We start from the raw sequence: 14,063 nt of genomic DNA, 5'->3' as shown, positions 1-14,063 counted from the left end.
TAGGCGAGCACGCCGCCGCAAACAACCGCCGAACTAATCGAGCCCTCCGGCGCGGCGCAGGCGATCGACCAGACGCGACCTCGCCTCACCCAGTACAGCCGATTTTTGAGTCAGCAAATCACGCATCAGGAAATGACCGGTGAGATCGAGCCCCTGCGCGATGTCGGTCCAGCCCGCCTGCCCGCCGTCGCGCACGAAGCGCGGCAGCGGCAGCAGCTTACCCTCATAAGGCTCAGCTTCGGCGGCGCTCACGGCCCGGCCGGAGCGCGGGCTGACCGCGATTAAATCATCGGAAGTGCCCGTCACCGCGCAAGTCTTGAGATCGAGGCCGAAGCCCAATTCGGCGAGCAGCAGCAGCTCGTAGCGGACCAGCGCGGTGCCCCAACCGCTGGCCGACGGCGCCGCCTCGATCGCCGCTAGCAGCGCGTCGAGTGCCGAATACAGCCGCGGATATGGCTGCGCCTCGGAGAGCGCGGTGGCGGTCAGCGCGGTAGCCCATTCAATTGCCGCGGCAGGCAAAGGCTCGGCCAGCAGCGGCGCGCGGCTGCGGGTCAGTTCGACCGTCGCTTGCGGCAGCTGGTTGTCGGTCCGGGCGCTGAGCGTCGCCGCGACCAGATTGCCGGCGATCAGCAACGGCCGCATCCGCCGCCCGCGCGCGCCACGGACATAGCCGGACTGGAGGCCGTGCTCCTCGGTCATCAGCCGCACGATCGCGCCGTGCTCGCCGTGGGTCCGCAGCCCACAGACGATTGCGGGCGCCTCGATCCTCATCCGCGCGGGTGAAAATAATCGTAGAGCTGGCGCGCCATCGCCTTGCTGATCCCTGGCGCCCGTTCGAGATCGTCGAGCGCCGCACCTTTGACCGCCCTCGCCGTGCCGAAGTGCATCAGCAGCGCGCGTTTTCGGTTCGGGCCGATGCCGGGGACTTCGTCCAGCGTCGAAGTCGTCAGGCTTTTCGCCCGCTTGGCGCGGTGCGTGCCGATGGCGAAGCGGTGCGCCTCGTCGCGCAGCCGCTGGAGGTAGAATAGCAAGGCCGAATTGGGCGGCAGGGTCAGCTCGCGCCCGCCGGGCATGTGAAACGTCTCGCGCCCGGCGTTGCGGTCCGGCCCCTTGGACACGGCAACAATCGGAACGTCGTGGACCCCGGCGTTCTCGAGGATCTCGCAAACCGCCGATAGCTGGCCCTTGCCGCCATCAATGAGGAGCAAATCGGGCCATTCGCCGCTCGCCCGGTCGGGGTCTTCCTTTTCCAGACGCGCGAACCGCCGATCGAGCACTTCGCGCATCATCCCGAAGTCGTCGCCCGGGGTGATTCCGCTCTTGATGTTGAACTTGCGGTAACTGTTCTTGCGGAAGCCTTCGGGCCCGGCGACGATCATCGCGCCGGTCGCGTTGGTCCCCATGATGTGGCTGTTGTCATAAACTTCGATGCGCTTGGGCACGTCGGCCAGCTCAAAGGTATCGGCGAGCTCGCGCAGGACCTTGGCCTGGCTGCTGCTCTCGGCCATCCGCCGGTCGAGCGCTTCTTCGGCGTTGCGCCGGGCCTGCTCGATCAGCTTGGCCCGCGCCCCGCGTTTTGGCTGATCGATCGAGACCTTGTGGCCGGATCGCTCGCACAGCGCTTCTTCCATCAACGCGCGTTCGGGTAGCTCGCGGTCAACGAGGATTCGCCTTGGCGGCGGCATGTCCTCGTAAAACTGAACGAGGAAGCTCGCCAGCACCTCGTCTTCCGGCACGTCGTTGGTGTGCGCCGGGAAGAACGCCCGGTGGCCCCAATTCTGGCCGCCGCGGATGAAGAACGCCTGGATCGACATCGCCCCGCCCTTGCCGGCGAGTGCGAAAATGTCGACGTCGCCGAGCCCCTCGGCATGGACCGTCTGGCTACCTTGGATGTAGGTCAGCGCCCGCAACCGGTCGCGGTAAACGGCGGCCAGTTCGAAATCCTGAGCGTCCGCAGCCTCGGCCATCGACTTCCCCAGCCGCGCCTGGACCCCGGTCGACTTGCCAGCCAGAAACGCCTTGGCGTCTTCGACCAGTTCGGCATATTCGGCCTCGTCGATGCGGCCGACGCATGGCGCCGAACAGCGCTTGATTTGGTACAACAGGCACGGCCGCGAGCGATTGGCGAAAAAGCTGTCCGAACAGCTTCTCAACAAGAACAACTTTTGCAGCGCATTCAGCGTGCGCGTGACCGATCCGGCGCTGGCGAATGGCCCGTAATAATGGCCCTTTTTGACCCGCCGGGCGCCGCGATGCTTCTGCACCCGCGCGAATGCATGATCCTCGCGCAACAGGATGAATGGAAAGCTTTTGTCGTCGCGCAGCAGCACGTTGTACGGCGGTCGAAAGCGCTTGATCAGCTGCGCTTCCAAAAGCAGCGCCTCGGCCTCGGTGCGCGTCGTGACGATGGTCAGCGACCGCGTCTGCGCCACCATGCGCTGCAGCCGTTTGGGCAGCCGCGCGACCTGCGTGTAATTGGTCACTCGCGACCGCAGCCCCTTGGCCTTGCCGACGTAGAGCACATCGCCGCGCGCATCTTGCATCCGATAGACCCCCGGTCGCGCCGGCAGCGTCTTCAGCACATTCCGGATCGCCGCCACCCCCGCTTCGAGATCGGGCGTCTCGGACCCCTTCACCGCGTAAGTAGCCTGCTCCTCGTTGAAGCGATCCGCCGCTTGCGGATGATCGGGGCGATCGGCTTTGCTCACGGAAGAGGATTTAGGGGATGCGCAAGGGAGATGCGAGGGGTGGACTCAGTTGTCTTTGCTCCCTCATCCGTGGCGTGAGCAGGGTCGCCACCTGCTCATGTCGCGCTTTCGTGCTAATACGAACGCCATGTTTGCCACCGGACCCCAGCCGTGAGCGTCGCGTTTCGCCGCGAATGCGATGAAGAGCATCTCGAGCCCAAATTCGAGCTGCCAGTCCCGCCCGGTCCCAACCTCGTCACCGAGCGCGGGTATGGGATGATTCAGGCGCGTAATGCGGAATTGGAAGCGGCTTATGCAGCCGAGAAGAACGAAGAATCGCGCAAGGCCTTGCTCCGCGATCTGCGGTACTGGCGGCAGCGGCTGGCGAGCGCGCAGGTGGCACCGCTGCCGAGCGGCCAGACGGTGGCGTTCGGGACGCAGGTAACGTTCGAGCGCGATGGCGAACGCAGCGTGCTGGCTATCGTCGGGCATGACGAGAGCGACCCGGCGCACCAGCGCGTGGCGTTTACCGCACCTTTGGCGCGGGCGCTGATTGGTGCCGAAGTCGGCGACGAAGTCGAACTGGCCGGCGCCGCTTCGCTGCTTACCGTGGTCGCAATCAAGCGACTGGCAGATTAGGCCGCCGCCTTCGCCTCCTCGGCGTCGTCAAGCATCCAGTCGACCGCGGCGTGAGCGTGGAGCGCGGTCGTATCGTAGACCGGGATCACGTTCGCGCGCACATCGACCGCCATCACCAGCTCGGTGCAGGCTAAGACCACCGCCTGCACCTTCTGCTTGGCGAGTTCGGTGATCAGGGTCTTCAACTTGCGCTGGCTGTCGCGCACCACGCGGCCGGCAGCCAGCTCTTCAAAGATGATCCGGTCGACCTCCTTCACCCAGCCCGCATCGATTGCCGCGATTTTGATCCCGCGCGCTTCGATCCGGTCACGAAAATGGCCCTCGTTCATGGTGAACCGGGTGCCGAGCAGGGCAACCCGCGTACGCCCATCGGCGACCAGCCGATCGGCGGTAGGCTCGGCGATGTGCAGCATCGGCAAGCGCACCGCGGCCCGGACTTCTTCGTAGACTTTATGCGAGGTGTTGGACGCCAGCAGCACGCCCTGCGCGCCCGACGACTTGAGTTTCCTAGCGGCTTCAATCAGTGCGGCGGCGACGCCTTCCCAATCACCCGACAGCTCCATCTCCGCAATCGGCGCTAGGTCGAGGCTCTCAATCGCCAGTCGGGCGCTGTGCAGCGCGCCCAGGCGCTTGGCGATCCCGCGGTTGATATGTTCGTAATATAGCGCGGTGGAGGACCAGCTGGTGCCCCCGACGATACCCAGTTTGCGCAACGTTCGCTCCCCTTTTTCGGCCGCACCCAACCGGCGACCGGCTGGGGGCTTGAACCCAGTTGCAATGATGAAGAACCCGGGCCTAGCCGAGCTGCTTCACAATCTCCTCGACCATCTTTTTCGCGTCGGCGAGGAGCATCATCGTATTGTCGCGATAGAATAGCTCGTTGTCGACGCCGGCGTAACCCACGCCGCCCATCGATCGTTTGACGAACAGGACGGTCCGCGCCTTTTCCACGTCGAGCACCGGCATGCCGTAAATCGGCGAGCTTTTGTCGGTCTTGGCCGCCGGGTTGGTGACGTCGTTGGCGCCGATCACGAAGGCGACGTCGGTCTGCGCAAATTCGCTGTTGATATCTTCGAGCTCGAACACCTCGTCATACGGCACGTTGGCCTCGGCCAGCAGCACGTTCATATGGCCCGGCATCCGCCCGGCGACCGGGTGGATGGCATATTTGATCCGCACGCCCTCTTTCTTGAGGAGGTCGGCCATTTCGCGCAACGCGTGCTGGGCCTGCGCCACCGCCATGCCGTAGCCAGGGACGATGATTACCTGTTCGGCCTGTTTCAGCAGGAACGCCGCATCCTCGGCCGAGCCACGTTTATAGGGGCGGTCGATCGCTTCGGCTCCGCCGGCGGACGCCACCGCGCCGAACCCGCCAGCGATGACGCTGATGAAGCTGCGGTTCATCGCCCGGCACATGATGTAGGACAGGATCGCGCCCGAGCTACCGACCAAAGCGCCGGTGATGATCATCGCGCTGTTGTGGAGCGTAAAGCCCATCGCCGCCGCCGCCCAGCCCGAGTAGCTGTTGAGCATCGAAATCACGACCGGCATGTCGGCCCCACCGATCGGGATGATCAAAAGGAAGCCGATGGCGAAGCTCAGCCCCATCACGGTGAAGAACACCCACGGCGACTGGTCCATCGTGAAGTAACCGATCAGGCCAAGAATCGCGGCGAGCGTGGCGAGATTGATGACGTGCCGCAGCGGGAGCAGGATCGGCTTGCCGGACATGTTGCCGTTGAGCTTGAGGAACGCGATCACGGAGCCGGAGAAGGTGATCGCTCCGATCGCGACGCCGAGCCCCATTTCGACGCGGGAAACGGGCGCGATGGCCAAAATTGGAGCCATATAGGTCTCGCAAGGGGGCACAAAGCATTCTAGCGGGGTTTTGACCTGCCCGATGATTGTCGTGATTCCGAAAGCCTTGGGATTCGAGAAGGCCGCCGCACCGACCAACACCGCCGCCATGCCGACCAGAGAGTGAAACGCAGCGACCAGCTGCGGCATCGCCGTCATCTGAATCTTGCGCGCGGTGACGAGGCCGATCGTACCGCCAACGGCTATCGCAATAGCGATCAGGAGAAGATCAAACTCGTTGCCGACCACCGGATAGTTCATGCATGCCGCAACTACCCCGTGTGACGCGTCGTTCGCTGGGGTCTGGCAAATCGTCGACGGCCGGTAGGTATTGATCAGCGTCGTAACCACCGCGATGGCCATGCCGATCATGCCGAGACGGTTACCGCGCCGGCTGCTGGTCGGGCTCGACAGCCCCCTCAGCGCCAGGATGAAGCAGACACCGGCGACCAGATAAGCGAGCAGCACCCAGGCGGGCTGCGCCACCGCCTCATGCATCGCGGCGCTCTTTCTTCTTGTACATCGCCAGCATCCGGGCGGTGACGGCGAAGCCGCCGAAGATGTTGACCGAGGCCAGCGCGACCGCAAGCAGGCCGAGCCACTTCGAGGTCGCGCTTCCCGCCGCCGCCGCCGCGATCAGCGCACCAACGACGATTACCGAGGAAATCGCGTTGGTGACGCTCATCAGCGGCGTGTGCAGCGCCGGAGTCACCGACCACACCACAAAATAGCCGACGAAGCAGGCGAGGACGAAAATCGACAGGATCGAGATGAAGTCCATTGGGGCCCTCTTCGCGGAATGTGCGCCGCGCTTTGTGGCGGCTCTGGCGAAAGCTGTCGAGGGTTGATCCACAAGACGGTGCGAAGCGTCATTAACTGATCGCGGTTTCCGATTTCTTAACCTTTTCTCGCCACCGGTAATCACGACTATGTGAGAAGGAAGAGGCGCTCGGTGTCCTCGCGCAAGAATCAGGGGTCCGAGCCTTCGCCATCCAGGCTGCTGCTTTGGGTCGCGATCGCCGGACTGATCTTCGGGCTCATCGGACTCGGTGAGTTGCCCGAGGATCTGCTGCGTTCAGGCCGCAATAGCCTCCACCTGCACAAAGCGAGCGGCGACATCGTCTTCGTTAGCATCGACGACCCCTCGCTTCGCGACGTGGGCCGGTGGCCGTGGCCGCGGCAATACCATGCCCAGATCACCGACAAGCTGATGGCCGCGGGGGCGAATCGGGTCTTTTTCGACGTGATGTTCGAAAACCGCAGCAACCCGACCGATGACGCGATCTTCGTCGAATCGTTGAAGCGTTCCGGCCGGGTAACGTTGCCGATCAGGCTGCGGTCCGGGCCCGACACCGGGCCCGACGCCCATGTCGCCGTGCCGGCGGCTACCCCGCTCGAAATGTTCAGCCGCTATGCCAAGGTGGGCACAATCAGCGTCTGGTACAATTATCAAAACGCGGTCTGGCATTTGCCCTACGCGCTCAAGGTCAACAACCAGCTCACGCCTTCATTCGCGGCCAGTCTTGCCAATCGCCGAATGCTTACAGAAAAAGAATTCACCCCGGACTATTCGATTATTCCGAGCACTATCCCGAGCGTCCCGGCCGCAACCATCCTGCACGGCAACTTCCCGGCCGCGTTGGTGCGCGGAAAGGACGTTGTCATCGGCACCAATTCCGAAGCGGTTGGCGATCAATATTTCATCCCTGGCGTCGGCAAGATGGGCGGCGCCTACGTCCAGATTATCGGCGCGGAGACACTCAAAGCCGGCACGCCGGTCAGCCTGGGTTGGATTCCGGCGTTCCTGCTCGCCCTGGGCATTGCCTTTTTCGGCACGCGCCACAAGAATCCAACGCGGCAGAATCTGATCTTTGGCGCCGCCGCTGCGGCGTTTCTGTTCGTGCCAGTGCTCCTGGAGGCCAATCTGATCCGGGTCGATATTACGCCGGGCTTGTTTATCCTCCTCACCTGCGGCGCGATCTTGGCCTGGCGTGGGTTCCGCGTCCGCGGCTTGGTCAATTCCGTTTCGGGCCTGCCGAACCTCAACGCCTTGCGGTTGAACAAGGTCGGCCGCAACCAGGCGCTGATCGTCGCCCGCATCCTCAATTATTCCGAAATCGTCGCGACTTTGCCGGCGGAAAGCGAACGACAGCTCATCGAACAAATCGTCGGCCGTCTTTCTGTCGGTTCGCGCGACCGGATATTCTATCACGGCGACGGCGGTATTCTGGTCTGGTTTGAAGAACCCAGGCTGCCATTCGGCAATCACATCGACGCGCTATATTCGCTATTTCGCAATCCGGTCCGGGTGGGCGGATTGGCGATTGACCTGGCAATCAGCTTCGGCGTCGAAATCGGCAGCGGGCGATCGCTGGGCAATCGTCTTGGCAGCGCGCTGGTGGCCGCCGAAGAAGCGGCCCACGACGGCCTAAAATGGAAATTCCACGACCCCGAAAGTCTGCAGGATGCTTCGTGGAAATTGTCCATTCTCAGCCAGCTCGACTCCGCCATCGACAAGGGCGAAGTATGGGTCGCTTACCAGCCGAAACTGGATCTGGCATCGAACCAGATCATCGGCGCCGAAGCGCTCGCCCGATGGACCCATCCCGAAAAGGGGCCGATCGCCGCAACCGAGTTCGTCGCCGCGGCCGAGCAGCACGACCGCATCGGCAAACTGACCGACTTCGTTCTCGACAAGGCGGTCGCCGCTGGCGCGTCGATTGTGCGGCAGGGCCGGGAGTTCAACATCGCCGTCAACCTGTCCGCGCGCCTGCTTACGGACAGGAACTTCACGCTGCGACTGTCGGCGCTGCTGGCTCGCCATCGGCTGGATGCGCGTCACCTGACATTGGAGCTGACCGAAACCGCAGCACTCGTTGGCAGCGGTGAATCGGTGGAGATGCTGGGGCGTTTGCGCGAGCTTGGGGTCAACATTTCGATCGACGATTATGGGACCGGTCTGTCGACCCTCGAATATCTCAAGAAGATCCCGGCCGGCGAGATCAAAATCGACCAGAGCTTCGTGAAAGCGATGTGCGACAACCGCAGCGACCGCTTGATGGTGCAATCGACCATTGCCCTGGCCCACTCACTTGGGCGCAAGGTCGTCGCGGAAGGAGTGGAGCAACAAGACATCCTCGAAGCGTTGACAGAAATGAAGTGTGACGTCGCCCAAGGTTACATCATCGGCCGACCGATGAGTTTGGAGAGCCTAATTAAGAGACTGACTGCCGACCGCAAGCGAGATGTCGCCTGAATAGTTAATTGTTTGCTAACCATATTGATTAGGGTTAACGTCCCCCCAACTGCAAACTCGCAGTTTGGACTACAGGGGACGTTCGATGATCAAGAAGACCCAAGCCGCTCGCGGCTTCTGGAGCTGGCTCCTCGGCTCGGGATGGAGCAACACCGGCAGCGGTGGCTGAGAAAAGACGGCCCGGCTCTGGCGGGCTGTTTTTACTTTTGATTCAATAGCATAACAAGCGCCTGCTATTCAGCGGGTGCCTTTGTGCGCCTGCTGTATTTCTATTTCCCCAGGCCAATCGCGATACCTGTCTGTGAGCGGTGAAATCACCTGTCTGAGGTGCGCTATCCGGGACCGAATCGGCCCGAATCACCTGTTGAATTATGATCGAGTCGGGGGTGTCTGCCGGCGACCCAAGGCAGCTTTGGCCTAATTCAGCCGTTCGTGGACGACCTTGCCGTCGCGGGTCAGGCGCGTGCCCTTCACCAGCTCGTCATCGTCCGGAAGCACCGGCTTGCCCGCTTCCTTGTCCCAGAAGGCGCTGAGGAAATTGAAGACATTGCGTGCATACAGCGCCGACGCATCGGCTGGCAGGCTGCGCGCCAGATTGCTCGCGCCGATAATCGTGACACCATGACGCTGCACGCTTTGCCCGGAAACACAGCCCTCGACATTGCCGCCCGCTTCCGCGGCTAGGTCGACGATGATGCTGCCGACCCGCATTGTCGCCAATTGGGCGTCGCTGATCAGCCGCGGCGCGGGCTTGCCGGGGATGAGCGCGGTGGTGACGACAATGTCCTGCTTGGCGATATGGCTGGACACGAGCTCCGCCTGAGCTTTTTGATATTCGGGCGACATTTCCGTCGCGTAGCCGCCCGCGCCCTCGCCCTCGATGCCGGCGACATTCTCGACGAAAATCGGCTTGGCGCCAAGCGACAGGATTTGCTCCTTGGTCGCAGAGCGGACATCGGTCGCGCTGACCTGCGCGCCCATCCGCCGCGCGGTGGCGATCGCCTGCAGACCGGCGACCCCGACCCCCATGACGAATACCTTGGCCGGGCTGATTGTGCCGGCCGCCGTCATCATCATCGGAAAGGCCCGGCCAAATGCGTCGGCGGCTTCGATCACGGCTTTGTAGCCCGCAAGGTTTGACTGTGATGACAGGACGTCCATCGACTGGGCCCGGGAAATCCGCGGCATCCATTCCATCGCCATCGCTTCAAGCCCCGCTTTGGCGAAAGCTTCAATCGAATCGCGACGTCCCAGCGGGTCTAAAGCTCCGATCAGCAATGCACCCTTTGCGGCCCCCGCAAGTGAGCTCGGATCGGGCCCCAGCACGCATAGAATTGCATCGGCACCCTGAAGCACCTCCGTTCGCGACCCCACCGTCGCCCCCGCCGCCTCGAAATCCGCATCGGCGATCATCGCCTGCTCGCCCGTTCCTCGCTCAACCGCGACAGTCGCGCCCAGAGCCGAGAATTTTTTCACGGTCTCCGGAATCGCGGCGCAACGCGTCTCGCCCGGCGCCGACTCCTTAATCACTGCGATTTTCATTTTTGCGTTCGGCTGCGCCGCTAAAGGATCATGAGAACGATAAGTCCGACCGCGAACGCCCCGATCGCGCCAAACTTCATGAGCCGGGTAAATTCGAGATAGTCGTGTTCATGCGCCTTGAAATCCTTGGGCGATTCCTTGGTTACGGACTTTCCGGCCATGCTGCTCCCCTAAATTTCGGCGTGTCCGACGCCACTTCGATCAACAACGCGGGCTTCATAACAAGCCCTTCGCTCACGCCCAAGTCCTTAAGCGCGCCTTTACTCCTCTGGGTTATGACCACTGCCATGAAAGCAGAACGGATCAGCGAGAACCGCACCCGGTCGCTATTACTGCTGGATGCGGACCCCGATGAGCGGCGGCTAGTGTCGGCAATCGCCGGCCGCGCCGGCTGGAGCGTTGTCGGTGCCGCCGATGGCGAAACTGCAATTGGCTTACTCCAGGGTCCACACGGACGCGAAGTCCAGGCGGCACTGCTCGGCAGCTGGGACGGCGACACCGGCCCCGACCTTATCGCCTTGCTCCATTCGTGCCGCGAAAAACTGCCGATCATTGTCATTGCCGACGGCGAATCGGTGCCAATTGCGGTCGAGGCGATGCGCGCCGGGGCGAGCGATTTCCTCAGCCGCCCGGTCGTTCAGGAACGACTGCTGGAAGCACTGGCCGCCAATTCCGACCGCCGCCGCGCCGCTGGCGAGCTGGCGCCGGTCACCGAGAAACTGGCGCCTGAACTGTCGCTTGAGCAATTGGTCGGCGCCGCGCCCGATTTCCGCGCGACGCTGGCAGTCGCCGCGAAAGCCGCGCGCAATCGCCTGCCGATCTTGATCGTCGGCGAGCCCGGCACCGGTAAGGAAACTTTCGCCCGCGCCATTCACGCGGCCAGCCTGCGCGCCCGCGGCCATCTCGTCACCGTCGATTGCAAGGCGATTCCCGCCAACATCATCGACAGCGAGTTGTTCGGCCACGAAAAGGGAGCATTTCCCGGCGCCTTCGCCGCCAAGACCGGCCGAATCTTCGAAGCCGACGGCGGCACCCTGCTGCTCGACGAGATTTCGGCGCTGCCGATCGAAACCCAGCAATTGCTCGACCGCGTGCTCGCCACCGGCGAGGTGCGCCCGGTAGGCTGCAACGGCAGCAATTCGGTCGACGTGCGGGTCATCGCTACCGCCAGCCGACCGTTGCCAGAAGATTTCGACCCTGGCCTCACGCAGCGAATTGGCAGCACCGTCGTCAATTTGTCGCCGCTCCGCGACCGCAGTGGGGACATTCCGGCGCTCGCCCGCCATCTCCTAGCGCGCTTCTCGGAACAGACCGGTCTGCGCCAGCTGTCGATCGGCAATGACGCGCTGGCGGTGCTGATGCGCTACGGCTGGCCAGGCAACGTCCGCCAACTCGCCGGCGTGCTGTTTCGCGCCGGCCTCCAGTCCCAGGAAAGTTCGCTCACCGCCGAGGATTTCCCACACATCGCGATCCAGTCGCGCTTCAGCGGGCGGCGCAACGATTTCGCCCCCGAAATCACCCAGTCCAAAAGCGACGAGGCAATCACTGGCGCGCCCTCGGTCACGCTTTATCGCAACGACGGTCATTTGCGCCCGTTGGAAGAGATTGAGGCCGACATCATTCGCCTCGCCATCGGCCATTATCGCGGCCGCATGACCGAAGTCGCCCGGCGACTCGGGATTGGCCGTTCGACTCTCTACCGCAAGCTCGGCGAGCTCGGCATCGACACCGCCGCCTAAACCCGCGGCGTCAGCGCCTGGTCGCGCATGCCCCGCCAGATCTTGAGGGCCTGGACCGTTTCAAACACGTCATGGACGCGGAGGATTTGCGCGCCTTGATCGACGGCTTTCAACGCTAAGGCGAGGCTGCCGCCAAGCCGCTTGTCGGCCGGCGCCTCGCCCGACAGCGCGCCGATCGTCCGCTTGCGGCTAGCGCCGACGACGATGGGGCAGCCGAGCGAATGGAACAGTGCCAGCCCGTTCATGATTTCAAGATTGTGGGCGACTGTCTTGCCAAAGCCGAAGCCTGGATCGACAAGGATTTTCGAGCGCTCGATCCCAGCCGCTTCGGCCACCGCAATCCGTTCCTCGAGCCACTGATAGACTTCGATCAGCACATCGTCATAGCGCGGCGCATCCTGCATCGTCGCCGGGTCGCCCTGATGATGCATCAGCACCACTGGCACGCTCGCCGCGGCGACCACTTCGGCCGAGCGCGGATCATAGGTCAGCGCCGACACATCATTGACCAGTCGCGCCCCCGCCCCCAGCGCCGCGGTCATCACTTCGGTCTGGCGTGTGTCGATCGACACCGCCGCGCCGCCACCCACGAGCTGGCGAATGACCGGCTCGACGCGCTCGATCTCATCCCCCTGCCACACCGGTTTTGCGCCCGGCCGGGTCGATTCGCCGCCGACATCGATGATCGCCGCCCCTTGTGCCGCCATGTCGGTGCCAGCCACGGCGGCCGCAGATGCATCAGCAAAGCGCCCACCATCGGAAAAGCTGTCTGGCGTGATGTTGAGCACCGCCATCACTTGCGGCTGGTCGAGTCGGACCGTGCGTTCACCCAACTGCAGCGGTGCCCGTTTGGCGGTCAGCGCCTGCCATAACGGCTTGGTCTGTTCATCGAGGCGCTGCTCGACCTCGCACACCGCGACCAGTTCGGCGGAAACTCGCTTGTTGCCTTCGACCTTCAGCACTTCGACCGCGCTAAACCAGTTCAGACCGCCAGCCAGCTGCGCGACCTTGCCGTCATGGCCGAATGGCGAATCGACGAAGGCGGTGGGGCGAAGGAGCGTGCGCATGGCTCCCCCTATCAAGCGGAGAGATGCCGCTGGCGCAATGCATCAAGCGGTTCGAGCTTGCCGCTGCCTTCGACGTGCCAGAACGTCCAGCCGTTGCACGATGGCGCGTTCATCAACGCCGCGCCGACCTGGTGGATGGAACCCGAGTGATTGCCTGATTCGACCGACCCGTCGGAACGTACCTTGGCCGTCCAGCGCCGCTTGGCGTCGGTCAGCATCGTCCCCGCTTCGACCAGCCGGGTTTCGACCAGCTGGCCGAACGCGACCCGCGGCGCCGATCGCTTGTCGGCCATGCCGGTCATCGCGCTTTCGTCGAGCGGCAGCGTCGATGCGATCCTGGTCCGCGCCACAGCGACATAGGCTTTTTCGCGCTCGATCCCGATCCAGCGCCGCCCCAGCCGCCGCGCCACCGCGCCGGTCGTCCCGGTGCCAAAGAACGGGTCGAGCACGACGTCGCCGGGCTTGGTGCAGGCGAGCAGGATCCGATACAGCAAGGCTTCGGGTTTCTGGGTCGGGTGCGCCTTGTGGCCGTCGTCGTCCTTGACCCGCTCGGCGCCGTTGCAGATCGGCAGCACCCAGTCCGACCGCATCTGCAAATCGTCGTTCAACGCTTTCATCGCGCGATAATTGAAGGTGTAGCGCGCTTTCTCGTCCTTGGCGCACCAGATCAGCGTCTCGTGGGCGTTGGTGAAACGCGTACCGCGAAAGTTTGGCATCGGGTTCGATTTGCGCCAGACGATGTCGTTGAGTATCCAATAGCCGGCGTCCTGGAGCAACGTGCCGACGCGGAAGATATTGTGATAGCTGCCGATCACCCAGATCGAACCGTCGTCCTTCAATATCCGCCGCGCTTCGGCGAGCCAGTCGCGGGTGAAGTCGTCATAAACGGCGAGAGAATCGAACTTATCCCATGCGTCGTCGACCGCATCGACGCGGCCGCCCTCGGGTCGGAACAGGTCGCCGCCCAATTGCAGATTGTACGGTGGGTCGGCAAAAATCATGTCGACCGATTTGTCGGGGAGCCGCGCCATCGCGGCGATACAGTCGCCCTCGATGATGCTGTCGATCGGCAATTCCTTGGCCGGGCGACTTGAGCGCGGGCGCGAACGCCCCTGGTCCTCCGCGATGCGGGCAATAAGGTTCATGCTAATTCTGCCCCCTTACCGGCAAGGGTGAGTCAGGCAGGACTCCGGGTCAAGCAATCAGAAGTTAACGCGGCTGCAAACTGTTCCGGACCGGAACGAGTCCGTTGCGGCTCCGGCACAACATCTAGCGT

The 14,063-nt window shown here is 63.3% G+C and carries 12 protein-coding genes; 3 read left to right on the top strand and 9 right to left on the bottom strand.

What is annotated here, in order from left to right; genetic code table 11:
• Positions 1 to 33: 33 nt before the first annotated feature.
• Together recO and uvrC are read right to left on the bottom strand one after the other, a co-directional pair.
• Complete coding sequence (gene recO / locus RMO25_RS03605; RefSeq protein ID WP_309661239.1) at positions 34 to 771, bottom strand: DNA repair protein RecO; 738 nt, start codon at positions 769 to 771, stop codon at positions 34 to 36.
• A complete protein-coding gene (gene uvrC / locus RMO25_RS03600) occupies positions 768 to 2,708 on the bottom strand; it encodes an excinuclease ABC subunit UvrC (protein WP_309661238.1) in 1,941 nt (646 codons plus the stop codon). Before uvrC ends, recO begins: the two co-directional genes overlap by 4 nt.
• A 150-nt stretch (positions 2,709 to 2,858) precedes the next feature.
• On the opposite strand from uvrC, the gene RMO25_RS03595 reads away from it, so the two are divergent.
• The gene (locus RMO25_RS03595) at positions 2,859 to 3,326 is read left to right on the top strand and encodes a GreA/GreB family elongation factor (protein WP_309661237.1); all 468 of its coding nucleotides are present in this window, start codon (positions 2,859 to 2,861) and stop codon (positions 3,324 to 3,326) included.
• Here RMO25_RS03595 and RMO25_RS03590 read toward each other — a convergent pair.
• The 3 genes from RMO25_RS03590 to RMO25_RS03580 all read right to left on the bottom strand — a co-directional run bounded on the left by RMO25_RS03590 (position 3,323) and on the right by RMO25_RS03580 (position 5,964).
• A complete protein-coding gene (locus RMO25_RS03590; RefSeq protein WP_309661236.1) occupies positions 3,323 to 4,039 on the bottom strand; it encodes an amino acid racemase in 717 nt (238 codons plus the stop codon). The genes RMO25_RS03595 and RMO25_RS03590 overlap by 4 nt on opposite strands.
• 82 nt (positions 4,040 to 4,121) lie before the next feature.
• Positions 4,122 to 5,681 (bottom strand): NAD(P)(+) transhydrogenase (Re/Si-specific) subunit beta, encoded by a 1,560-nt coding sequence (locus tag RMO25_RS03585; RefSeq protein WP_309661235.1) that lies wholly within the window; start codon positions 5,679 to 5,681, stop codon positions 4,122 to 4,124.
• Positions 5,674 to 5,964 (bottom strand): NAD(P) transhydrogenase subunit alpha, encoded by a 291-nt coding sequence (locus RMO25_RS03580; protein ID WP_309661234.1) that lies wholly within the window; start codon positions 5,962 to 5,964, stop codon positions 5,674 to 5,676. Before RMO25_RS03580 ends, RMO25_RS03585 begins: the two co-directional genes overlap by 8 nt.
• Positions 5,965 to 6,135: 171 nt before the next feature.
• Between RMO25_RS03580 and RMO25_RS03575 the strand changes: the two genes are divergently transcribed.
• Positions 6,136 to 8,439 carry an EAL domain-containing protein gene (locus RMO25_RS03575; protein WP_309661233.1) on the top strand — a complete coding sequence of 768 codons (2,304 nt, stop codon included), beginning with the start codon at positions 6,136 to 6,138 and terminating at the stop codon, positions 8,437 to 8,439.
• Positions 8,440 to 8,856: 417 nt separating this feature from the next.
• Here the strand turns inward: RMO25_RS03575 and RMO25_RS03570 are convergent, their stop codons facing one another.
• Together RMO25_RS03570 and RMO25_RS03565 are read right to left on the bottom strand one after the other, a co-directional pair.
• The gene (locus RMO25_RS03570) at positions 8,857 to 9,981 is read right to left on the bottom strand and encodes a Re/Si-specific NAD(P)(+) transhydrogenase subunit alpha (protein ID WP_309661232.1); all 1,125 of its coding nucleotides are present in this window, start codon (positions 9,979 to 9,981) and stop codon (positions 8,857 to 8,859) included.
• Positions 9,982 to 10,001: 20 nt separating this feature from the next.
• Entirely contained in the window at positions 10,002 to 10,142 is a 141-nt protein-coding gene (locus tag RMO25_RS03565) for a hypothetical protein (protein WP_309661231.1), read from the bottom strand.
• A gap of 141 nt (positions 10,143 to 10,283) precedes the next feature.
• Between RMO25_RS03565 and RMO25_RS03560 the strand changes: the two genes are divergently transcribed.
• Complete coding sequence (locus RMO25_RS03560; RefSeq protein WP_405051837.1) at positions 10,284 to 11,720, top strand: sigma-54-dependent transcriptional regulator; 1,437 nt, start codon at positions 10,284 to 10,286, stop codon at positions 11,718 to 11,720.
• On the opposite strand, the gene folP is transcribed toward RMO25_RS03560, so the two are convergent.
• The gene (gene folP, locus RMO25_RS03555) at positions 11,717 to 12,787 is read right to left on the bottom strand and encodes a dihydropteroate synthase (protein WP_309661229.1); all 1,071 of its coding nucleotides are present in this window, start codon (positions 12,785 to 12,787) and stop codon (positions 11,717 to 11,719) included. The two genes, RMO25_RS03560 and folP, sit on opposite strands and share 4 nt — an antisense overlap.
• Before the next feature lie 11 nt (positions 12,788 to 12,798).
• Entirely contained in the window at positions 12,799 to 13,932 is a 1,134-nt protein-coding gene (locus RMO25_RS03550) for a site-specific DNA-methyltransferase (protein WP_309661228.1), read from the bottom strand.
• Between the last annotated feature and the right edge of the window lie 131 nt (positions 13,933 to 14,063).

Source organism: Sphingomonas sp. (genome assembly GCF_031361285.1).
Taxonomy (GTDB): Bacteria; Pseudomonadota; Alphaproteobacteria; order Sphingomonadales; family Sphingomonadaceae; genus Sphingomicrobium.
This window is presented reverse-complemented; position numbering and strand designations above follow the sequence as displayed.

Bases quoted from the DNA above. Each gene is read 5' to 3' on its own strand.
- recO (WP_309661239.1), bottom strand. From the start codon at position 771: ATGAGGATCGAGGCGCCCGCAATCGTCTGTGGGCTGCGGACCCACGGC.
- RMO25_RS03585 (WP_309661235.1), bottom strand. From the start codon at position 5,681: ATGCATGAGGCGGTGGCGCAGCCCGCCTGGGTGCTGCTCGCTTATCTG.
- RMO25_RS03580 (WP_309661234.1), bottom strand. From the start codon at position 5,964: ATGGACTTCATCTCGATCCTGTCGATTTTCGTCCTCGCCTGCTTCGTC.
- RMO25_RS03570 (WP_309661232.1), bottom strand. From the start codon at position 9,981: ATGAAAATCGCAGTGATTAAGGAGTCGGCGCCGGGCGAGACGCGTTGC.
- RMO25_RS03565 (WP_309661231.1), bottom strand. From the start codon at position 10,142: ATGGCCGGAAAGTCCGTAACCAAGGAATCGCCCAAGGATTTCAAGGCG.
- folP (WP_309661229.1), bottom strand. From the start codon at position 12,787: ATGCGCACGCTCCTTCGCCCCACCGCCTTCGTCGATTCGCCATTCGGC.
- RMO25_RS03550 (WP_309661228.1), bottom strand. From the start codon at position 13,932: ATGAACCTTATTGCCCGCATCGCGGAGGACCAGGGGCGTTCGCGCCCG.